Annotated in this window: 20 protein-coding genes; 9 read left to right on the top strand and 11 right to left on the bottom strand. The window is 71.8% G+C overall.

Annotation, left to right across the window (positions count from 1 at the left end):
* Nucleotides 1-84: 84 nt before the first annotated feature.
* On the bottom strand, nucleotides 85-1,068 hold the full coding sequence (locus tag ABZX67_RS13910) for a right-handed parallel beta-helix repeat-containing protein (protein ID WP_355358804.1): 984 nt from the start codon (nucleotides 1,066-1,068) through the stop codon (nucleotides 85-87).
* A gap of 253 nt (nucleotides 1,069-1,321) precedes the next feature.
* Here ABZX67_RS13910 and ABZX67_RS13905 point away from each other — a divergent pair, with 253 nt between their 5' ends.
* On the top strand, nucleotides 1,322-1,897 hold the full coding sequence (locus ABZX67_RS13905) for a hypothetical protein (protein ID WP_355358801.1): 576 nt from the start codon (nucleotides 1,322-1,324) through the stop codon (nucleotides 1,895-1,897).
* Between the two features lie 66 nt (nucleotides 1,898-1,963).
* Here the strand turns inward: ABZX67_RS13905 and ABZX67_RS13900 are convergent, their stop codons facing one another.
* The 5 genes from ABZX67_RS13900 to mce all read right to left on the bottom strand — a co-directional run bounded on the left by ABZX67_RS13900 (nucleotide 1,964) and on the right by mce (nucleotide 9,552).
* A complete protein-coding gene (locus ABZX67_RS13900; RefSeq protein WP_355358798.1) occupies nucleotides 1,964-2,743 on the bottom strand; it encodes an ABC transporter permease in 780 nt (259 codons plus the stop codon).
* Nucleotides 2,740-3,687, bottom strand: a complete 948-nt coding sequence (locus ABZX67_RS13895) for an ABC transporter ATP-binding protein (protein WP_355358795.1) — start codon at nucleotides 3,685-3,687, stop codon at nucleotides 2,740-2,742. Before ABZX67_RS13895 ends, ABZX67_RS13900 begins: the two co-directional genes overlap by 4 nt.
* 86 nt (nucleotides 3,688-3,773) lie before the next feature.
* Nucleotides 3,774-4,712, bottom strand: coding sequence for a cellulose-binding protein (locus tag ABZX67_RS13890; protein WP_355358792.1), 939 nt, complete (start codon nucleotides 4,710-4,712; stop codon nucleotides 3,774-3,776).
* Nucleotides 4,713-4,827: 115 nt separating this feature from the next.
* A complete protein-coding gene (scy, locus tag ABZX67_RS13885; protein WP_355358789.1) occupies nucleotides 4,828-8,946 on the bottom strand; it encodes a polarized growth protein Scy in 4,119 nt (1,372 codons plus the stop codon).
* A 165-nt stretch (nucleotides 8,947-9,111) separates the two neighbouring features.
* Nucleotides 9,112-9,552, bottom strand: a complete 441-nt coding sequence (mce, locus tag ABZX67_RS13880) for a methylmalonyl-CoA epimerase (RefSeq protein ID WP_355358786.1) — start codon at nucleotides 9,550-9,552, stop codon at nucleotides 9,112-9,114.
* Between the two features lie 147 nt (nucleotides 9,553-9,699).
* Between mce and ABZX67_RS13875 the strand changes: the two genes are divergently transcribed.
* Together ABZX67_RS13875 and meaB are read left to right on the top strand one after the other, a co-directional pair.
* Entirely contained in the window at nucleotides 9,700-10,908 is a 1,209-nt protein-coding gene (locus ABZX67_RS13875) for an acetyl-CoA C-acetyltransferase (RefSeq protein WP_355358783.1), read from the top strand.
* Between the two features lie 16 nt (nucleotides 10,909-10,924).
* Complete coding sequence (gene meaB, locus ABZX67_RS13870) at nucleotides 10,925-11,881, top strand: methylmalonyl Co-A mutase-associated GTPase MeaB (RefSeq protein WP_355358780.1); 957 nt, start codon at nucleotides 10,925-10,927, stop codon at nucleotides 11,879-11,881.
* A gap of 42 nt (nucleotides 11,882-11,923) precedes the next feature.
* Here the strand turns inward: meaB and ABZX67_RS13865 are convergent, their stop codons facing one another.
* Nucleotides 11,924-12,268 carry a PepSY domain-containing protein gene (locus ABZX67_RS13865; protein ID WP_355358777.1) on the bottom strand — a complete coding sequence of 115 codons (345 nt, stop codon included), beginning with the start codon at nucleotides 12,266-12,268 and terminating at the stop codon, nucleotides 11,924-11,926.
* Between the two features lie 122 nt (nucleotides 12,269-12,390).
* Between ABZX67_RS13865 and ABZX67_RS13860 the strand changes: the two genes are divergently transcribed.
* Together ABZX67_RS13860 and ABZX67_RS13855 are read left to right on the top strand one after the other, a co-directional pair.
* Nucleotides 12,391-13,050 (top strand): response regulator transcription factor, encoded by a 660-nt coding sequence (locus tag ABZX67_RS13860; RefSeq protein ID WP_355358774.1) that lies wholly within the window; start codon nucleotides 12,391-12,393, stop codon nucleotides 13,048-13,050.
* Between the two features lie 23 nt (nucleotides 13,051-13,073).
* The gene (locus ABZX67_RS13855; protein WP_355358883.1) at nucleotides 13,074-14,459 is read left to right on the top strand and encodes an ATP-binding protein; all 1,386 of its coding nucleotides are present in this window, start codon (nucleotides 13,074-13,076) and stop codon (nucleotides 14,457-14,459) included.
* Nucleotides 14,460-14,465: 6 nt separating this feature from the next.
* Here the strand turns inward: ABZX67_RS13855 and ABZX67_RS13850 are convergent, their stop codons facing one another.
* The 4 genes from ABZX67_RS13850 to ABZX67_RS13835 form a co-directional block, all read right to left on the bottom strand.
* Nucleotides 14,466-14,942: a MarR family transcriptional regulator gene (locus ABZX67_RS13850; RefSeq protein ID WP_355358771.1), complete on the bottom strand. Its 477-nt coding sequence runs from the start codon at nucleotides 14,940-14,942 to the stop codon at nucleotides 14,466-14,468.
* Nucleotides 14,943-15,087: 145 nt separating this feature from the next.
* The gene (locus ABZX67_RS13845) at nucleotides 15,088-15,858 is read right to left on the bottom strand and encodes an AIM24 family protein (protein ID WP_355358880.1); all 771 of its coding nucleotides are present in this window, start codon (nucleotides 15,856-15,858) and stop codon (nucleotides 15,088-15,090) included.
* A gap of 14 nt (nucleotides 15,859-15,872) precedes the next feature.
* Entirely contained in the window at nucleotides 15,873-16,523 is a 651-nt protein-coding gene (locus ABZX67_RS13840; protein WP_355358768.1) for an AIM24 family protein, read from the bottom strand.
* Entirely contained in the window at nucleotides 16,523-17,161 is a 639-nt protein-coding gene (locus ABZX67_RS13835) for an AIM24 family protein (protein ID WP_355358765.1), read from the bottom strand. Before ABZX67_RS13835 ends, ABZX67_RS13840 begins: the two co-directional genes overlap by 1 nt.
* 149 nt (nucleotides 17,162-17,310) lie before the next feature.
* On the opposite strand from ABZX67_RS13835, the gene ABZX67_RS13830 reads away from it, so the two are divergent.
* The 4 genes from ABZX67_RS13830 to ABZX67_RS13815 all read left to right on the top strand — a co-directional run bounded on the left by ABZX67_RS13830 (nucleotide 17,311) and on the right by ABZX67_RS13815 (nucleotide 18,912).
* The gene (locus tag ABZX67_RS13830) at nucleotides 17,311-17,658 is read left to right on the top strand and encodes a DUF3817 domain-containing protein (protein ID WP_355358877.1); all 348 of its coding nucleotides are present in this window, start codon (nucleotides 17,311-17,313) and stop codon (nucleotides 17,656-17,658) included.
* Nucleotides 17,655-17,951, top strand: coding sequence for an MTH1187 family thiamine-binding protein (locus ABZX67_RS13825; RefSeq protein WP_355358762.1), 297 nt, complete (start codon nucleotides 17,655-17,657; stop codon nucleotides 17,949-17,951). Before ABZX67_RS13830 ends, ABZX67_RS13825 begins: the two co-directional genes overlap by 4 nt.
* A gap of 55 nt (nucleotides 17,952-18,006) precedes the next feature.
* Nucleotides 18,007-18,516: a MarR family transcriptional regulator gene (locus ABZX67_RS13820; RefSeq protein ID WP_355358759.1), complete on the top strand. Its 510-nt coding sequence runs from the start codon at nucleotides 18,007-18,009 to the stop codon at nucleotides 18,514-18,516.
* A gap of 63 nt (nucleotides 18,517-18,579) precedes the next feature.
* Nucleotides 18,580-18,912, top strand: a complete 333-nt coding sequence (locus tag ABZX67_RS13815) for a DUF3817 domain-containing protein (RefSeq protein WP_355358756.1) — start codon at nucleotides 18,580-18,582, stop codon at nucleotides 18,910-18,912.
* The last annotated feature ends 75 nt before the right edge of the window (nucleotides 18,913-18,987 follow it).

Here is an 18,987-nt window from a genome sequence, read left to right as displayed (position 1 = left end):
GCGTGCCTGCCAGGGCCCGGACGATAGTGGGGGGTCCGGGCCCCGGCAAGGGCCGTCACGGGCCGGCGGGGGTCGGCGGCGGCGTCAGATCTTGCCGACGCCCGCGCCCGCCATGACGATCGACTTCACGCTCGACGCGCTGTCGGCCGTGTAGCCGTACGGGATCGCCTTCACGGTGCCGCCGGTCTGCCCGGTGCCCGAGTTGACGAAGTGGTTGTTCTTCGCCGCCAGGGCGCCGGGGTCGGAGTCGCCCTCACCGAGGTGGAACGGGTCCTCGGTGTTCTCGAAGTAGTTGGCCTCGACGAGCACGCCCGCGTTCTCGGTGGAGGCCACGCCGTAGTCGCCGATGTTGCTGAAGTAGTTGTTCAGCACGTGCACCGGGTTGCCGAACCGGACGCGCGGGTTGCGCTGCGTCGTCCCGTCGAACCAGTTGTGGACGTACGTCACCCGCAGCTTGCCGCTGTCCTGGCTGCCGTTGCTGTCGGAGTGGCCGAGCAGCATGTTCTTGTTCTGGTGGTGCGTACGGTTCCACGACACGGTGACGTAGTCGGAGGCGCGCTTGATGTCGATGCCGCCGTCGTACGCGCCGGAGACGTCGTTGTGGTCGATCCAGACCTTCGTCGACTCCTGGACGTTGATCGCGTCGTCGTTGGAGCCGGTGAAGGTCAGGTTCTGGATGATGACGTTGGAGACGCCGCTGACGTTGAGGCCACTGCCGGTGATCCGGCCCGCGGTGCCCACGCCGACGACCGTCTTGTTGGACGCGACCTTCGTCATGGAGCTCAGCGAGATGGTGCCGTTGACCCGTACCGTCACCGGGTCCGTCCGCTGTACGGCGGCGATGAAGGCGGAGGCGTTGGACACCTCGACGGTGGCGCCGCCCGCGCCGCCCGTCGTCCCGGCGCCGAAGCCGATGGGGGCGGCGGCCGCCGCCGTGGTGGGGTCCTGTCCGGCGGCGGCCGGCTCGGCCGCTCCGCTGCTCCAGGCGGTGGTGCCGGTGAGGGCCACGGCGGCCGCGACCGCGGTGGCCGCGCCGGCCAGCTTGTACCGTGCGCTCGTCCTGCGCATGGGAACTCCGTCCATGGGGGATGGGGATGCGAGAGCTCGTGAGGGGGTGCGGTACGTACCGGGGCCGCGCGGCCGGCTCGGTCACGATGCTAGGGCGGGCGCCGTGGACGATCGGGAGCCCCATGTGGACTATTGCGCGCGGCGCGCCCGCTCCTCGCCCGCGCCGGGCCCCTCCGTGATCGCTGCTAGGGTGACGTGCGCTCGTCAAGAACGGGCGCCCTTCCCGCACTCACACTTTCAACGGGGGTTGAACGTGAAGCTTCGTCATGTCCGCGCGGTCGCCGTCTTCGGCATCGTCCTCGTCACCCTGACCGGCGCGCGCGGCTCGCACGGCGGCTCCTGCGGCGGCAGCAGTAGCAGCAGTAGCAGCAGCAGCGACGGCGGCAGCAGCAGCACCAGCGGTGGCGGTTACGACGGTTCCACCGGCTCCACCTCGGGATCGACGTCCGGCTCCGGCAACGGCGACACCGATGTCACCATCACCACCGGTGGCACCTCGACGAGCGGCAGCAGCGGCGGCGGCAGCGAGGGCAAGGCCGACGACGACAAGGGCGTCTCCATCACCGAGTGCTACTACGACCCGAGCCGCGGCATCGTGGCGCGGGTCAGCGCGCACAACACCAGCACCTCGGAGCAGTACACCTACAAGTTCCAGGTCCGCTTCACCGACCCGGAGCGCAACGACCTGGGCACCCGGGACTCCATGATCCCGTGGGTCCAGCCCGGCAAGCTCGAGAAGACCGACATCGCCGCCCCCTACTGGGCCAAGGACGGCGACGGCAGCGGCGGCACGTGCGAGCTCGTCAGCGTCAGCCGCACCACGCTCTGATCCTCCTCGTGCGGCGGCGCACCGCACCGACCCGCGCCGCCGCACGCCCCCCGGGGCCGTACCCCCTTACGCGTCCCGCCGCTTCAGCACCGCGTACCCGCCGGCCAGCGCCGCCGCCACCCACAGCAGCATGATGCCGAGCCCGCCCCACGGGCCGTACGGCGCCGGATCGCTGCCCATCGCGCCCGGCACCACCTGCATGATCGTGGAGCCCGCCTGGTCGGGGAAGTACTCCGCCACCTCCTTCGCCTTCGGCACGGCCGACAGGATCTGGGAGATGAGGAAGAAGAACGGCACCAGGATGCCCAGCGACAGCACCGTCGAGCGCAGCATCGCCGCCACGCCCATCGAGAACACCGCCATCAGGCCCATGTAGAGGCCGCCGCCGACCACGGCGCGCAGGACGTTCTCCTCACCGATGCTCGTGCGGTGCTCGCCCAGCAGGGCCTGGCCCAGGAAGAAGGAGAGGAAGCTCGTCAGCAGGCCGACGGCCAGCGCGAGCACGCCCGCCACCGCGATCTTGCCGAAGAGGAACGTGCCGCGCCGGGGGACGGCCGCCAGCGAGGTGCGGATCATGCCGGTGCTGTACTCGGTGCCGACGACCAGGACCCCGAACACCACCATCGCCAGCTGGCCCAGCAGCATGCCGGAGAAGCTCACCACGGTCGGGTCGAACGTCGCCTGCTCGATGGGCGGCATGTCGTCGAAGGTCGCCTTGACCAGCGCGCTGAGCGCCGCGCCCAGCGCGACCGTCACGACGAGCGCGCTCGCCAGCGTCCAGACCGTCGACGAGACCGTACGGATCTTGGTCCATTCGGAGCGCAGGACCGCGGGGACGGATGTCATGTCGTCAGACCTTCCTCGGGGGCCCACTGGGGGGCGTCCGCGGCGTGCGCGTGGTACTCCACCGCCGCCGCCGTCATCCGCATGAACGCCTCTTCGAGCGAGGCCCGCTGCGCGCTCAGCTCGTGCAGCGTGATCCCGTGCCGGGCCGCCAGCTCGCCGATCTCCTCCGTCGTCGTGCCGTCGACCTCCAGCGTGCCGCCGGCCGTCTCGGTCGCCGTCAGCCCGGCGCCCAACAGGGCGTCGCGGAGCTCCGCGCGCCGCGGGGAGCGCACCCGGACATAACTCCTGGAGTTCTGGTGGATGAACTCCGCCATCGACGTGTCGGCGAGCAGCTTGCCCTGCCCGATCACGATCAAGTGGTCGGCGGTCAGCGCCATTTCACTCATCAGATGGCTCGAAACGAAGATCGTCCGCCCTTCGGCGGCCAGCGTCTTCATCAGATTGCGGATCCAGTGAATTCCCTCGGGGTCCAGACCATTGACGGGTTCGTCGAAGAGGAGAACTTGTGGATCACCCAGCAGTGCAGCGGCGATTCCCAGCCGTTGGCCCATTCCCATCGAGAAACCTTTCGGTTTCTTCTTGGCCACGGCGGTGAGTCCCACAAGATCGAGAACTTCGCCCACCCGGCGCTCCGGAATGCGGTTGGACTGGGCCAGGCACAGGAGGTTGTTGTACGCGCTGCGCCCGCCGTGCATGGCCCTCGACTCCAGCAGCGCGCCGATGTGCTTCAGCGGCTCGTCCAGGTCCCGGTAGTGCTTGCCGTCGATCCGGACCGTACCACTGGTCGGATGGTCCAGACCGAGCATCATCCGCATGGTGGTCGACTTGCCGGCGCCATTCGGCCCGAGGAAGCCCGTCACCACGCCGGGGCGCACCCGGAAGGAGAGATGGTCGACCGCCGTCTTCGTACCGAACCGTTTCGTCAGCCCCTCGAGCTCGATCATCCGACCACGCTACGAGCGCACGAAGCCCCCCGCCACCGGTACGCGCCGGAAAGTCGGGGGGCCGAGTGGAGCAGTGTGCTCAGGGATCAGCGGGCCTGCTGCGCCGGGACGCCGCGCGAGACCGGCTCGTCGTCGACCGGGGAACCCGCCGCGGCCACCGCCGCGCCGGTCAGCGTGGCCAGCATCTCGCGGACGTTGGTCAGCTGGGCGTTGATGGAGTCGCGACGGTTCGTCAGCGCCGCCAGCTCGCGCTCCGATTCGCTGCGGATGCGGTCCGCCTTGGCGTTCGCGTCGGCCACGATGTCCTCGGCCTGGCGCTGCGCGGTCTCCACCGTCTGGCGGGCCCGGCGCTCCGCGTCCGTACGCAGCTTCTCCGCCTCCAGGCGCAGCTGCTCCGCCCGGTGCTCGATCTCGGCGAGGCGCTTCTCCGCCTTGGCCTGACGGGCGGCCAGGTCGCGCTCGGACTGCTCGCGCCGCTTGGCGAGGTTCGTCTCGAAGTCGGCGGCGGCCTGCGCGGCCTTCGCGCGGGTCTCCTCGAAGAGGGCGTCCGCCTCCTCGCGCTTGGACTGCGCGTCCTTCTGCGCCTCGGCGCGCAGTGTGTTCGCCTCGCTCTGGGCCTTCTCGACGATCCGGACGCCCTCGTCCTCGGCCTTCGACTTGCGCTCGGCGGCGAACGCCTCGGCGTCGTTGCGCACCTGCTGCGCGGCCGCCTCGGCCAGCTCGCGGTGCTGCTCGGCGGCGCGACGGGCCTCCTCACGCAGGTCCTTCGCCTCCTCCTCGGCCAGACGGAGGATCTTCTCGACACGGGCACCGAGCCCGGCGTACGACGGCTCCGCGTCGCTGACCTGGGCCTGGGCGTTCTGGGTCTCGAGGTGGAGTTCCTCGATGCGCTTTTCCAGAGAGGTGATACGGGCCAGAGCACTGTCTCGGTCGGCGACGAGCTTGGTAATGCGGTCGTCCACCTGACCGCGGTCGTAACCACGCCGCACGAGCTCGAAGCCGAAGGGGGAGGAAGTGTCGCTCATGGGGTTCCTGTCGAATGAGACCGGTGAGGTGTTAGGGGGAATCCTAGGGGCCGATGCGGCGTGTCTTCGAGCGGATGCCCGTTCAAACTACAGAATGTCCAGCCTTTTGAGTGGCTTAACCGTCGGATGACTTGCTACTCGAACGGGTAACCCCGGCCGCCGCACCCGCCTTGGCTCCGCTGTCCTTCGTACCCCCTGACGGCGCTTCGAACGACTCCAGTGCCTCCAATACGTCCTGAACGCGCGAAATCTCCGCCTGAATGTCCTCGCGCCTGCGCACCAGAACCTCCAGTTCCCGCTTCCCTTCCGAGATCATCTTCTCGGCCTCGCGCTCCGCGTCCGCCTTGATCTTTTCGGCCTGACGGGTGAGCTCGGCCTTCTTCTGCTCGGCCTCCTTGAGCAGCCCCTCGGCCTTCTTCACCGCGGAGATACGGACCTTCGCGGCCTCCGAATTGGCGTCGGACAGCAGCTGCTTGGCCTTCTCCTCTGCCTCGGCGCGCTGCTCGGTGGCCGCCTTGACCAGTTTGTCCACCCGTTCGCCCGCCGACTTCATCTGTTCGGCGGCCTCCCGGCGGGCCCGTTCGTGCAGCTCCTCGATCTCCGACTCGGTCCGGGAACGCAGCTCCTCCGTGCGCTCCCTTATGGCCGTGGCGTCGCCGCGCGCCTCGCGCAGCAGCTCGTCCGCGTCCGTCCGGGCCTTCTCCACGAGGGTGTTGCCCTCCACGGTCGCCGCGGAGACGATCCGCTCGGCCTCCTTGCGCGCCACGCCCACCATCGTGTCGGCCTGCGCCTCGGCCTCGGCGGTGGCGCGCAGCGCCTCCTCCTGGGCCTTCGCGACGAGCTGGTCCGCCTGCTCGGCCGCGTCCGCGCGGCGCTTCGCCGCCGCCTCGCGCGCCTCGTCGACCACCCGGTCGGCCTCGGCCCGCGCCTCGGCGCGCATCCGCTCGGCGGCCGCCTCCGACTCCGCGCGGTGCCGCTCGGCCTCCGCCCGCATGCGCTCGGCCGCCTGCTGCGCCGAACCCACCGTCTCGGCCGCCTCGGCACGCAGCCGCTCCGCCTCGCCGGTCGCCTCGTCGCGTACGCGCTCGGCCTCGCGCTCCGCGTCGGCACGCAGCCGCTCGGACGCCGCCGTGGCCTCCGCGACCAGCCGCTCCGCCTCCGCCGTCGCCTCCGCGACCAGCCGTTCGGCGCGCTCGGCCGTCTCCGCGCCGATGCGCTCCGCCTCCGCGGTGGCCTCGCCGATGAGCTGGTCCGCCTGGGCGGCCGCGTCGGCGCGCCGCTTGTCGGCGGCCTTGCGGGCCTCGTCGAGGACCTGCTCGCCGTCCGCGCGGGCGGCGGCGCGCAGCGCCTCGGCCTGCGCCTCGCCCTCCGCCTTGACCTGCTCGGCCTCGGTGCGCAGCCGCGCCGCGTCCTGCTCGGCGGTCGTCAGCAGCTCGGCCGCCTCCGCCGTCATCCGCTCGGCCTCGCTCGTCGCCTCGCTCACCAGCCGGTCCGCCTGCGTGGCGGCCTCCGACCGGATGCGGTTGGCGTCCTCGCGGGCCTCCGCGCGCGTCCGGGCCGCGTCCTGCTCGGCCGACGCGAGCGAGTCGGACGCCTCCGTCCGCACCCGCTGGGCGTACTCCGCGGTGTCCTTCTTCAGCCGCTCCGACTCGGTGATGGCGTCCGCCATCGTCCGCTCGGCCAGCGCCTTGGCGGCGTCCGTCTCCTCCTGCGTACGGGCGCGCAGCTGCGCCGCGTCCTCGGCGGCCCGCTCCCGCTCCGCGTACGCGTCGGCGCGGACCCGGTCCGCCTCCTCCTGCGCCTCGGTGCGGGTGCGCTCCGCCGCGTGCTCGGCGGCCGACCGCAGCCCGGCGATCTCCTCCTCGGCCTGCTCCTGGAGCCCGGCGACCGAGTCCCGCACCTGCTGCGCGGTCTGCTCGGCGGCGGCGACCATCTCGGTGGCCCGCCGATCCGCCTCCTCCACCAGCCGCTGCGCCTCGGTCTGCGCCTCCTCGACGCGCTTGCGCGCCGACGCCAGCAGCTCCTCGCTCTGCTCGCGGGCCCGCTGCCGCTCCTGGTCGGCCTCCGCGCGCGCCGAACCGAGCGTCTCCTCCGCCTCGCGGCGGCGCCGGTTCGCCTCCTCCTGCGCGGCGGCCAGCTCCTCGGCGGCCTCCGCCGTGACCCGCTCGGCCGCGGCCTGCGCCTCGGCACGGACCCGGTCCGCCGACTCCTGCGCCTCGCTCTTGAGCCGCTCCGCCTCCGCGGCGGCCTCGGAACGCAGCAGCACCGCGGCGTTCTCCGCCTCCGCGCGGGCGGCCGACGCGTCCGACGCCGCCTCCGTACGCAGCCGCTCGGCCTCCTGCTCGGCCTGCGCCTGGAGCGTACGGATCCGCTCGGCGGCCTCCGCGCGCTGCCGCTCCGTCTCCTCGGCGGCCTCCCGGCGCAGCCGCTCGGCGTCCGCCCGCGCGTCGGTCAGCGCCTGCTCGGCGGCCGTGAGGCGCGCCTCCGCCTCCGCGTGCAGCCGGGACAGCTCCTCGGCCGCCTCCGCCTGCCGGGCCGCGATGCCCCGCTCGGTCTCCTCGCGCAGCGCGGCGGCTGCCTCCTCGGCCGCGGCCCGCACCGACTCGGCCTGCTCCTCGGCCTCGCCGCGCAGCTGGTCGGCCTCCTCGCGGGTGCGCTCCAGCGTCTCCTCGGCCTGCTTGCGCAGGCCCGCCGCCCGCTCGATCGCCTCCGCGCGCAGCCGCTCGGTCTCGGCGGCCGCCGCCGTGCGCAGCTCGTCCGCGTCCGCCTTCGCCTTGGTCAGCAGCTCCTCGGCGGTCTTCGCCGCCTCCTCGATCTGCTGGACGGCCTCGCGCCGCGCCTCGCCGCGGATCCGCTCGCCCTCGGCGATGGCGTCGGCCCGCAGCTGCTCGGCCTCGCCGCGCAGCCGGCGCGCCTCCTCCTGGAGCTCGACCGTCTTGGCGCGGTACTCCGCGGTGTCGTCCTTCGCCGCGCCCTTGAGCTGCTCGGCCGTGTCGTGCGCCTGGGCCCGCAGCCGGTCCGCCTCGGCCTCGGCCTCGCGGCGGATCCGCTCGGCCTCCTCGGACGCCTTGCGGGTGGTCTCGCTCGCGTCCTCGGATGCCTTGGACAGGACCTCCTCGGCGGTACGCGCCGCCTTGGCGAGCTGCGCCGCCGAGTCCTCGGCCGCCTTCGTCCGCGCCTTCTCGGCGGCCTCCGCGACGAGCTTCTCGGCCGCCGCGCGCGCGTCGGCGAGCGCCTGCTCGGCCTCCGCCTTGAGCGCCTCGGACTCCTTCGTCGCCTCCGCGACCAGCCGGGCGATCTCCGCCTTCGCCGTACGCGTCCGCTGCTCGGTCTCCGACTCGGCGGTCGACAGCCGCCTGGCCGCCGCCTCCCGCGCCTCCGTGACGACCTTGTCCGCCTCGGCGCGGGCCTCGCGCAGCCGCTCGTCGGCCTCCTGGAGCCGCTGCTCGGCCGCCCGGCTCAGCTCGGTCGCCTGCTGGCGGGCCTGCTCCGACTCGGCGGTCGTGGCGCTGCGCAGCTGCTCGGCGTGGCTGGTGGCCTCCGCGGCCTGCGTGGAGGCGGCGTTCAGCAGCCGCTCGGCGTCCTTGCGGGCGCGCAGCAGGATCGCTTCGGCCTCGGCGCGGGCGGTCTCCGTCTGGGAGCTGAGCCGCTGCCGGGCCTCCTCCGCGAGACGGGTCGCCTCGGCGCGGGCGGCTGCCAGCGACTGCTCGGCCTCCGCGCGGGACTCCTCCAGCAGGCGGCGGGCCTGCGCCTCGGTGCGGGCGCGCAGCTGCTCGGCCCACGCCACGTTCTCGTTGACGTGCGCCTCGACGGTCTGGCGGCGCTCCGCGAGCTCCTGGTCCAGCTGCTGGCGCCGCTGCACCGCCTCCGCGTGCAACTCCGCCTGGAGCCGGGCCTGGTGCTCGGCGTGCTCCTGGAGGATCCGCTGCGTCTGGGCGCGCGCCTCGCGCAGTTCGCGCTCGGCGTCCGAACGCAACTGCTCCGCCTGGATCTGGGCGTTGCGCAGCAGCTGCTCGGCCTGGTAGCCGATGTCCGCGCTGTCGTAGGCGGGCCGGGTGGCGATGGTGCGGCGCGCCTCGTGGAGCTTGGCGCGCAAGACCTCGACCTGGTAACCGAGGTCCTCGGCGTGCTGGACGGCCTTCTCCCGCTCGGTCTTCAGCCGGTCCATCTCGGCTTCGAACCGCGAAAGGTGGTCGTCAGCCCGGTGGCTCTCCTGGCGTTCGTAGCCCCGCACTGCGCGGTCCCATCCGTCCCCTGGTCGCAACTCTCTTGTACGAGCACCGTTCGCCGGCGAACGGCCCCCCGGGGAATGGTGTCAGACCACTGTCGGGGACGCGGCGCGGCCCCGGTCCGTCCCCGGCCCGGAGCCGCCCACTCTACCGGGCCGGGAATCCGGAGGTCAGTGCTCCGTTGAGGACCGGTCAGCGGACGTCACGAGTTCGGTCAGGACCCCGTGGCAGTCCTTGGGGTGCAGGAACGTGATCCGCGACCCCATGGAGCCGATGCGGGGCTCGTCGTACAGCACCCGCACCCCCTTCTCCCGGATCGCCGCGGCGTCGCCGTCCACGTCCGCCGTCCCGAAGGCGATGTGGTGGACGCCCTCGCCGTTCTTGGCCAGCCACTTCCCCACGGCCGAGTCCTCGCGGGTCGGCTCCAGCAGCTGGAGGTAGGAGGCGCCGCCGTCGGACGTCTCGTTGATCTTGAGCATGGCCTCACGTACGCCCTGCTCTTCGTTGACCTCGGTGTGGAAGACCTCGAACCCGTACGTGGCACGGTAGAACTCGACGGTCTTGTCGAGGTCGAAACAGGCGATCCCGATGTGGTCGATTCGCGTCAGCATGGGACCAGTGGAGCGCCGAGGGAGGTGGTTACGCAACGTGCGCGCGATCACACCGACTGCCCGATGACCGGGCCCGTACCGCTCAGTACATTGGCAGTAAACCCTCGTTCACTCCTCAGCCGCCGTGCTGGAAGGGGATCGTGCCTCATGTCTGGAACGACCGGTACCACCTCAGTCATCGTCGCGGGCGCACGCACGCCCATGGGCCGCCTGCTCGGCTCCCTGAAGTCCTTCTCGGGCGCGGACCTCGGCGGCTTCGCCATCAAGGCCGCGCTGGACCGTGCCGGCATCGGCGGCGACCAGGTGCAGTACGTGATCATGGGGCAGGTGCTCCAGGCCGGCGCCGGCCAGATCCCCGCCCGGCAGGCCGCCGTCAAGGCCGGCATCCCGATGAACGTCCCGGCGCTCACCATCAACAAGGTGTGCCTCTCCGGGCTCGACGCCATCGCGCTCGCCGACCAGCTGATCCGCGCCGGCGAGTTCGACGTGATCGTCGCCGGCGGCCAGGAGTCCATGACCAACGCGCCGCACCTGCTGCCCAAGTCCCGCGAGGGCTTCAAATACGGCGCGATCGAGATGCTCGACGCCATGGCGTACGACGGCCTCACCGACTCCTTCGAGGGCATCGCCATGGGCGAGTCCACCGAGAAGCACAACGCGCGGCTCGGCATCGCCCGCGAGGCCCAGGACGAGATCGCCGCCCTCTCCCACCAGCGCGCCGCGGCCGCGCAGAAGAACGGCGTCTTCGAGGCGGAGATCACCCCCGTCGAGATCCCGCAGCGCAAGGGCGACCCGGTGATCTTCTCCAAGGACGAGGGCATCCGCGCCGAGACCACGGTCGAGTCGCTCGGCAAGCTGCGCCCCGCCTTCGCCAAGGACGGCACGATCACGGCCGGGTCCTCCTCGCAGATCTCCGACGGCGCCGCCGCCGTCGTCGTGATGAGCAAGGCCAAGGCCGAGGAGCTGGGCCTCGAGTGGATCGCCGAGATCGGCGCCCACGGCAATGTGGCCGGACCGGACAATTCGCTCCAGTCCCAGCCGTCCAACGCCATCGCCCACGCCCTGAAGAAGGAGGGCCTGGAGGTCTCCGACCTGGACCTGATCGAGATCAACGAGGCGTTCGCGGCGGTCGCCGTCCAGTCAATGAAGGACCTCGGAGTTACGCCCGAAAAGGTGAACGTCAACGGCGGCGCGATCGCCCTCGGGCACCCCATCGGCATGTCCGGTGCCCGTCTCGCCCTCCACCTGGCGCTGGAGCTCAAGCGGCGCGGCGGCGGGATCGGCGCGGCGGCGCTGTGCGGTGGCGGCGGTCAGGGCGACGCGCTGATCCTGCGCGTCCCCGGCAACGGCAAGTAAGGGAGTTGTGTAAGTGATGGTGGACGTCCCCGCACTGGTCGCCCAGGCACGGGAGGGCCGGCCGCGTGCCGTGGCCCGGCTGATCTCGCTCGTGGAGGGGGCGTCCCCGCAGCTCCGTGAGGTGATGGCGGCACTGGCCCCGCTGACGGGCCGGGCGTACGTCGTCGGCCTGACCGGCTCGCCCGGCGTCGGCAAGTCGACCTCGACGTCGGCGCTGGTCAGCGCGTACCGGCGGGCCGGGAAGCGGGTCGGCGTCCTCGCCGTCGACCCGTCCTCGCCCTTCAGCGGCGGCGCGCTCCTCGGCGACCGGGTGCGGATGTCCGAGCACGCGTCGGACCCGGGCGTCTACATCCGCTCCATGGCCACCCGCGGGCACCTCGGCGGGCTCGCGTGGGCCGCGCCGCAGGCGATCCGCGTGCTGGACGCGGCCGGGTGCGACGTGGTGCTGGTGGAGACCGTGGGCGTGGGCCAGTCGGAGGTCGAGATCGCCTCCCAGGCGGACACCTCGGTCGTCCTGCTCGCCCCCGGGATGGGCGACGGGATCCAGGCGGCGAAGGCCGGGATCCTGGAGATCGGTGACGTGTACGTCGTCAACAAGGCCGACCGCGACGGCGCCGACGCCACGGCCCGCGAGCTGAACCACATGCTGGGGCTCGGCGAGTCCCGCGGGCCCGGGGACTGGCGCCCGCCGATCGTCAAGACGGTGGCGGCCCGGGGCGAGGGCGTCGACGAGGTCGTCGAGGCGCTGGAGAAGCACCGCGCCTGGATGGAGGAGCGGGGCGTCCTCGCCGAGCGCCGCCGGGCACGGGCGGCGCACGAGGTCGAGACCATCGCCGTCACGGCCCTGCGCGAACGCATCGGCGACCTGCACGGCGACCGCCGCCTCTCCGCTCTCGCGGAGCGCATCGTGACGGGCGACCTCGACCCGTACGCGGCGGCCGACGAGCTGGTGGCGGGTCTGACGGGCCAGTAGGCCAGGGCTCGCAGCGCGACGGAGCCCCGGCCAAGGGCTCCGTCAGTCGTCCTGGCCCTGGTCCTGGTCGTCGTCCTGGTCCTGGTGGTCGTCCTGGTCCTGGGTGGCCTTCGCGGTCGTCGCGTCGACCGTCCACTCCTGGACCTTGCCGTCCTTCGTCAGCACCTCGACGTCCCACGTCGTGGCGCCGTCGTCGTCCAGGTCCAGCGAGACCACCGTCCCGTGGCCCGCGACCGACTTCAGGGCCTGCTCGGCGGTGACCTTCGGCGCGCTGTGCCGCGCCTGCGCCGGGGCCTCCTCGTCCGCCGACGCGGCGAACGCCGCCGCCGTGCCGCCCGTCAGCAGGGCCGCCGCGGTGACGGTCGCGACGATCAGGTTGCGCTTCATGGAGTGGCCTCCCGTTGGTGGGTTGGTTCCTGCGGTACGGAGAACACCCTGCGCCCCGGCGGCTGAACGCAGCCTGAAGGCGCCTGAAGGTCTCTTCAGCTTCCGTTTGCGACCCTGAACCCATGCGCCTGTTGATCGTGGAGGACGAGAAGCGGCTCGCCCTGTCCCTCGCCGCCGGGCTCCGCGCCGAAGGGTTCGCCGTCGACGTCGTGCACGACGGACTCGAAGGGCTGCACCGCGCCGGCACCGGTTCGTACGACCTCGTCGTCCTCGACATCATGCTCCCGGGCATGAACGGCTACCGCGTCTGCGCGGCCCTGCGCGCCGCCGGGCACGACATGCCGGTCCTGATGCTGACCGCCAAGGACGGCGAGTACGACGAGGCCGAGGGGCTGGACACCGGCGCCGACGACTACCTGACCAAGCCGTTCTCGTACGTCGTCCTCGTGGCCCGCGTGAAGGCCCTGCTCCGGCGGCGCGGTCGCACCGCGTCGCCCGTGCTGCGGGCCGGCCCGCTCACCGTGGACACCGCGAGCCGCCGCGTACGGCTGGACGGCACCGAGGTGAGCCTGACGGCGAAAGAGTTCGCGGTGCTGGAGCAGCTCGCGACCCGGCCGGGCGAGGTGGTGTCGAAGGCGGAGATCCTGGAGCACGTCTGGGACTTCGCGTACGAGGGCGATCCGAACATCGTGGAGGTGTACGTCAGCGCCCTGCGCCGCAAGCTGGGCCAGGAGCTCATCACGACCGTGCGCGGCGCGGGCTACCGCCTGGAGGACCGGTGAGGCGCTCCCGGCTGGGGCACCCGCTGCGCTCCGTACGCGCCCGTACGGCCCTGGGCGCCACGCTCGTCGTCGCGGTCGCGCTCGCCGTCGCCGGGGTGGCGCTGCTGGCCGTGTTGCGGTCCCACCTCGTCGACCAGGCCGGGCTCCAGGCGGAGGTCTCCGCGCGCTCGGTCGCCGCCCAGATCGCCGGCGGCACGCCCTTCGGCCGGCTGGACCTGCCCGACGACACCGAGGAGCACCCGGTGCAGGTCGTGGACGAGGACGGCCGCGTCGTCGCCATCGGCGAGGACATCGAGGCGATCGGCGGGACGGCGAGCCCGGCGACCCGGGCCGTCCCCCCGGCTGCCCAGGACGGCGGGACGGAGGCCGGCGAGGTCTCCGACGAGGCCGCGTACTCGACCGGCGACGTCACCGTGGACGGCGACACCGCCACCTACCGCTTCGCGGCCGTGAAGGCGTCCGGCCCGCAGGGCGAGGCCACCGTGTACGCGGGCGCCCCGCTGGTCACCGCGTCGGCGGCGGTCTCGGGTGTGGGGGGTGCGATGCTCGCCACGCTCCCGGGCCTGCTGGTCGTCGTCGGGGGCGTGACGTGGCTGGTCACGCGGCGGGCGCTGCGGCCGGTGGAGGGCATCCGCCGCGAGATGGCGGCGATCACGGCCTCCGAGGACCTGTCGCGCCGGGTGCCCGAGCCGGGCACGTACGACGAGGTCGACCGGCTGGCCCGGACGACGAACGAGACGCTGGCCGCGCTGGAGGCGAGCGTGGAGCGGCAGCGGCGGTTCGTCGCGGACGCCTCGCACGAGCTGCGCAGCCCCATCGCCAGCCTGCGCACCCAGCTGGAGGTGGGGGCGGCCCACCCCGGGCTGCTGGACGTTCCGGGGGCCGTCGCCGACACCGTACGGCTCCAGCAGCTGGCGGCGGACCTGCTGCTGCTGGCGCGGCTGGACGCGGGGGAGCGGCCGGGGCGAACGCGCCTCGATCTGGCGGAGCTCGTACGGGAGGAGGTCGCGCGGCGGGCCGGCGACCGGGTGCCGGCGCGGGTGGAGGCGGCGCGGGAGGGCGTGGACGTCAGCGGGTCGCCGGGGCAGCTGGCGCGGGTGCTGGGCAACCTGCTGGACAACGCCCAGCGGCACGCGGCCACGCGGGTGGCCGTGACCGTACGGCGGGAGGGGCGCGAGGCCGTCCTGGCCGTCGAGGACGACGGGCCGGGCGTGCCGGAGGCCGAGCGGGAGCGGATCTTCGAGCGGTTCGTCCGGCTGGACGACGCCCGCAGCCGCGACGAGGGCGGCGCGGGGCTCGGTCTCGCCATCGCCCGGGACGTCGCCACCGGGCACGGCGGCACCCTCGCGGTCCGCCGGTCCCCCTCCGGCGGAGCGCTGTTCGAGCTGCGGCTGCCGAGGATCGGCTAGGTCCGGCTAGGGCTTGCCGCGCAAGCCGCGCAGCTGTTCCGCGATGGGGTGCAGGGACGCGTGGAGCTGCTCCAGCGCGTCCGGGTTGAGCAGGTCGATGAAGTGCTTGCGCACCGACTCGACGTGGTGCGGCGCGACCTTGCGCATGGTCTCCATGCCCTGGTCGGTGAGGACCGCGTACAGCCCGCGCCGGTCCGACTCGCAGTTCTCCCGGCGGACCAGGCCCGCGTTCTCCATCCGGGTGATCTGGTGGGACAGGCGGCTCTTGGACTGGAGCGTCGCCGCCGCCAGGTCACTCATCCGCATGCGCCGTTCGAGGGACTCCGAGAGGTTCACCAGGATCTCGTAGTCGTTGATGGTCAGGCCGAACGGCTGGAGGTCCTTCTCCAACTGGTACGTCAGCAGCCTGTTGACGTCCAGATACGTACGCCAGGCGTGCTGCTCGGCATCGGTCAGCCAGGGGATGGCCGTCTCGGTCTCCATGTATGGATTCTACCTAAGAAGTTGAATGCTGGACGAAATGAGGGTCAGTGACACCGGGCAACGCCGGCCCCCCGTCCCCGACGGCTGAGTACCCCCACGAGAGGGGCGCAGACGTTCGAGGACGTCACACTCCGCAGACTACCGCTCACAGCCCGAAGCGACGCTGGAGGTCCCCCAGCTGACCGGGAAGGCGCGGTACGGACCCGTGCTGGCCGTGGCCGGATCCATGCGCTGCGCCACCGCCCGGAACCCCCGGCGCGTGGGGCACCGCCCCGGTTGCCTGCTCCGCCATCAGCGCTTCCGAGGACTGCAGCAGCACCGTGCCGGCCCCCACGAACTCGAACTGGTGCTCCTCGCCCGACGCGCCGCCGATCCCCGTCAGCTGCCGCAGCCCGCCCATGACCCCGCTCATGTAGCCGTGGTCGTAGTGGTGGCACGGCGACGGGCAGTCCGCCCAGCCGACCAGCGCCTGCGGGTCCACGCGCAGCGGCGGCTCCATGAAGACCACCGGCCCGTTCGACGCGGCCACGAACTTCCCCGTGCCGATGAGGGTGAGGAAGCCCGGCACGATCGACTGCTTCAGGGCGAGGCTCGGCTGGTAGGCCAGGAGATTGCCGGCCCGGATGGTGAGGTTGCCCTCGTCCAGGTCGTACGCGTTCACGTCGAAGGCACGGTCCGCCAGCAGCATCTTGCCGCTGCCCTCCGCCACCACCCAGTCGCTCGCGTGGAGCGGGGAGTGGAAGGAGGTGCGCACGAGCCGGTCGAGACGGCCGTGACCGATGCCGTTGAACTCGATCCGCCCGTAGTAGGCGATCATCTTGCCCTTCTGGAGGAACCACTGGGAGCCCTTCAGCTCCACGCAGAAGGTGTACGGATTGACGTTGTCGTCGCTCGGCAGGGTCGACGGATCGTGCATGACAAGTCCGCTGCTCACAGCTTCTCCTCCGACGCCTGGACGTACACCACTCCGTTGCCGCTCAGCTCCAGCTGGAACGCCTCGCCCGAGCCGCGCCCCACCATGTCGCGCCAGCCGAGCGCGGTGGAGAGCTTGTTGCGTACGTCGCCGTGGTGCGCCACGTACGCCTGCGGGTCGACGTGCACCGGACGCGCCGGGGTGACCGGCAGTTCGACGACCCCGCCGTGGGCCATCACGGCGACCGCGCCGTAGCCCTTGAGGGTGGTGGTGAACAGGCCCTGCCCGGTCACCTGGCCGCGCACCATGCCCATGACGCCGCCCTGCGCGCCCATGAACATCGTGCCCTGCTCCAGGGTGCCGTCGAAGGCGAGGAGCCGGTCCGCCTCCACGTACAGCGTGTCGCCGGACAGCTGGATCACCTGGATGTGGTGGCCGCCGTGCCCGAACATGACGGTGCCACTGCCCTCCACCGTCATGAGAGGGGTGGCCTCACCGGCCACGCGGCGCCCGATCATCGACATCAGGCCGCCCTGGCCGCCGGCGATGTTCGGCGTGAAAGTGACGTCGCCGCGGTACGCGAGCATCGCGCCGCGCTGGCTGAGCATCTTCTGGCCGGGCGCGATCGTCGCCTCGACCATCTTCGCGTTGATCTCGCGGAACGGCATCAGATCTCGCCCCCGACGGTGTTGCGCTCGCTCGGCTGCACGTAGACCAGCCCGTCGCCCTCGAAGCGGATCTGGAACGCCTCGCCGCCGCCCTCGCCCAGGAACGTGCGGAACGTCACACCGGACTGGAAGCTCTGCTGCACGTTGCCCTGGTGCGCGATGTACGCGCCGGGGTCCACGGACAGCGGGTACTGCGGCGTCACGCGGAGCACGACCGCCGGGCCGTCCGACATGATGGCCGCCTGACCGGTGCCCTCGACGGTCGTCGTGAACAGCCCGGTACCGGTGGCCCCGCCCCGCAGCCCGGTGAAGCTGGTGCCGGTGCGCAGCCCGCCGTCCGCGCACAGCAGGTTGCTGGACTCGACGAAGAGCTTGTCGCCGTGGAGCCGGACGAGGTTGATCTCGGAGGCGCGGTCGGCGAAGAAGCAGGTGCCCTGCCCCTTGACCTCCATCATCTCCATCTGTTCGCCGGTGAGCCGACGGGTGACCATGCCCCGCAGGCCCTCACCGCCGCCGGACATCTTCTTGAAGGCCATCTGGCCGTCGTACGCGACCATCGAGCCGTTCTTCGCTTTGACGGCGTCGCCGGTCAGGTCGACGGCGAGCACTTTGCTGCCTTGGAGTCGGAACGTTGCCACGCCACGACGGTAACCGGTGGTCCAGGGGGCGGACAGGGCCATGGGGAGGATCCCGACCCTGATAAAGGGCGGGCAAAGTCGCCTGGCACAATGAACCGAACCCGCTTGTGAGTCGATTCACAAGATCGATGACGACGAAGGTGCTGCCCGTGGACATCAAGACCGCCTCCTCCCTCCACCGCCTCCGACTGGTCTCCGGTCCGGAGGCCGTCTCGTTCCTCCTGCTGCTCGTGTGCTCCGTGCTCAAGCGCACGACGGAGTTCAACGCGGTGCCGGTCATGGGTGCGATCCACGGCGTGCTCTTCATCCTGTACGTGCTCTTCTGGCTCGACGCCTGGAACCGCACCAAGTGGGACCTGAAGACCGCCGCCGTCTTCTTCGTCCTGTCGGTGCTGCCCTTCGGCGGCTTCTTCGCCGACCGCAAGCTCAAGCGCGCCGCCGACGACGCGCTGATCGCCTCCCGCGCCCGCCGCGAGGGCAAGGTGAACACCGCGTGATCGTCGCCTTCTCCGTCACCCCGCTCGGCGTCGGCGAGGACGTCGGCGAGTACGTCGCCGACGCGGTGCGCGTCGTCCGCGAGTCCGGTCTGCCGAACCGTACGGACGCGATGTTCACGTCCATCGAGGGCGGCGAGTGGGACGAGGTCATGGACGTCGTCAAGCGCGCCGTCGCCGCGGTCGAGGCGCGGGCGCCGCGCGTCTCGCTCGTCCTGAAGGCCGACATCCGCCCGGGCGTGACGGACGGCCTCACCTCGAAGGTCGAGACGGTGGAGCGGCACCTGTCCGCCTGATACCGAAAAGCGAGACAGGGCTGACCAGCATGTGACCACTGGGTAAGGTCGGTCCGTGCCCAAGCCGCTCAGCCTCCCGTTCGACCCCATCGCCCGCGCCGACGAGCTCTGGCAGCAGCGCTGGGGCCCCGTGCCCTCGATGGCCGCGATCACCTCGATCATGCGCGCGCACCAAATCCTGCTCGCCGAGGTGGACGCGGTCGTCAAGCCGTACGAACTGACCTTCGCGCGGTACGAGGCGCTGGTGCTGCTGACCTTCTCGAAGGCCGGCGAGCTGCCGATGTCCAAGATCGGCGAGCGGCTGATGGTCCACCCGACCTCCGTGACCAACACCGTGGACCGCCTGGTCCGCTCCGGGCTGGTCGCCAAGCGCCCCAACCCCAACGACGGCCGTGGCACCCTCGCCTCCATCACCGACAAGGGCCGCGAGGTGGTGGAGGCGGCCACGCGCGACCTGATGGCGATGGACTTCGGGCTGGGCGTGTACGACGCCGAGGAGTGCGCGGAGATCTTCGCGATGCTGCGGCCGCTGCGGATCGCGGCGCAGGACTTCGAGGAGAAGTGACCCGTCTCGCGATGGCGTGACCCGGGCGAAGATCGCCCGGAACGTCACGTTACGCTCGACGCCATGAAGAGGATCGTGCTGACCCGCTACCGGGTCATGGCCTATGTGACCGCGGTCATGCTGCTCGTGCTCTGCACGTGCATGATTTTCAAGTACGGGTTCGACACGGGCGAGGACGTGACCTTCATGGTCTCCCAGGCCCACGGCATCCTCTACATCATCTACCTGATCTTCGCCTTCGATCTGGGCTCCAAGGCCCGGTGGAAGTTCGGCAAGCTCCTCTGGATCCTGCTCTCCGGAACCATCCCCTTCGCCGCCTTCTTCGTCGAGCGCAAGGTCGTCCGCGACGTCGAGCCGCTGCTCGCCGACGCCTCCCCGGCGGTCGCCAAGGCCTGACGCCCCCGGCCGTACGCCACGCGTACGGCCGTCGGCCATCGACATTTACTAGGACGTCCTAGTAAATTCGAAGGT

This window comes from Streptomyces sp. NPDC003036 (assembly GCF_040611175.1).
Lineage (GTDB): Bacteria > Actinomycetota > Actinomycetes > Streptomycetales > Streptomycetaceae > Streptomyces.
Note: the sequence above shows the minus strand (reverse complement) of the source record. Positions and strands in the feature narration are given on the sequence as shown.

Excerpts from the sequence above, each read along its gene's own strand:
- ABZX67_RS13910 (WP_355358804.1), bottom strand. The coding sequence starts at position 1,068 with ATGCGCAGGACGAGCGCACGGTACAAGCTGGCCGGCGCGGCCACCGCG.
- ABZX67_RS13900 (WP_355358798.1), bottom strand. The coding sequence starts at position 2,743 with ATGACATCCGTCCCCGCGGTCCTGCGCTCCGAATGGACCAAGATCCGT.
- ABZX67_RS13895 (WP_355358795.1), bottom strand. The coding sequence starts at position 3,687 with ATGATCGAGCTCGAGGGGCTGACGAAACGGTTCGGTACGAAGACGGCG.
- ABZX67_RS13890 (WP_355358792.1), bottom strand. The coding sequence starts at position 4,712 with ATGAGCGACACTTCCTCCCCCTTCGGCTTCGAGCTCGTGCGGCGTGGT.
- mce (WP_355358786.1), bottom strand. The coding sequence starts at position 9,552 with ATGCTGACGCGAATCGACCACATCGGGATCGCCTGTTTCGACCTCGAC.
- ABZX67_RS13875 (WP_355358783.1), top strand. The coding sequence starts at position 9,700 with ATGTCTGGAACGACCGGTACCACCTCAGTCATCGTCGCGGGCGCACGC.
- meaB (WP_355358780.1), top strand. The coding sequence starts at position 10,925 with ATGGTGGACGTCCCCGCACTGGTCGCCCAGGCACGGGAGGGCCGGCCG.
- ABZX67_RS13865 (WP_355358777.1), bottom strand. The coding sequence starts at position 12,268 with ATGAAGCGCAACCTGATCGTCGCGACCGTCACCGCGGCGGCCCTGCTG.
- ABZX67_RS13860 (WP_355358774.1), top strand. The coding sequence starts at position 12,391 with ATGCGCCTGTTGATCGTGGAGGACGAGAAGCGGCTCGCCCTGTCCCTC.
- ABZX67_RS13850 (WP_355358771.1), bottom strand. The coding sequence starts at position 14,942 with ATGGAGACCGAGACGGCCATCCCCTGGCTGACCGATGCCGAGCAGCAC.
- ABZX67_RS13845 (WP_355358880.1), bottom strand. The coding sequence starts at position 15,858 with ATGCACGATCCGTCGACCCTGCCGAGCGACGACAACGTCAATCCGTAC.
- ABZX67_RS13840 (WP_355358768.1), bottom strand. The coding sequence starts at position 16,523 with ATGCCGTTCCGCGAGATCAACGCGAAGATGGTCGAGGCGACGATCGCG.
- ABZX67_RS13815 (WP_355358756.1), top strand. The coding sequence starts at position 18,580 with ATGAAGAGGATCGTGCTGACCCGCTACCGGGTCATGGCCTATGTGACC.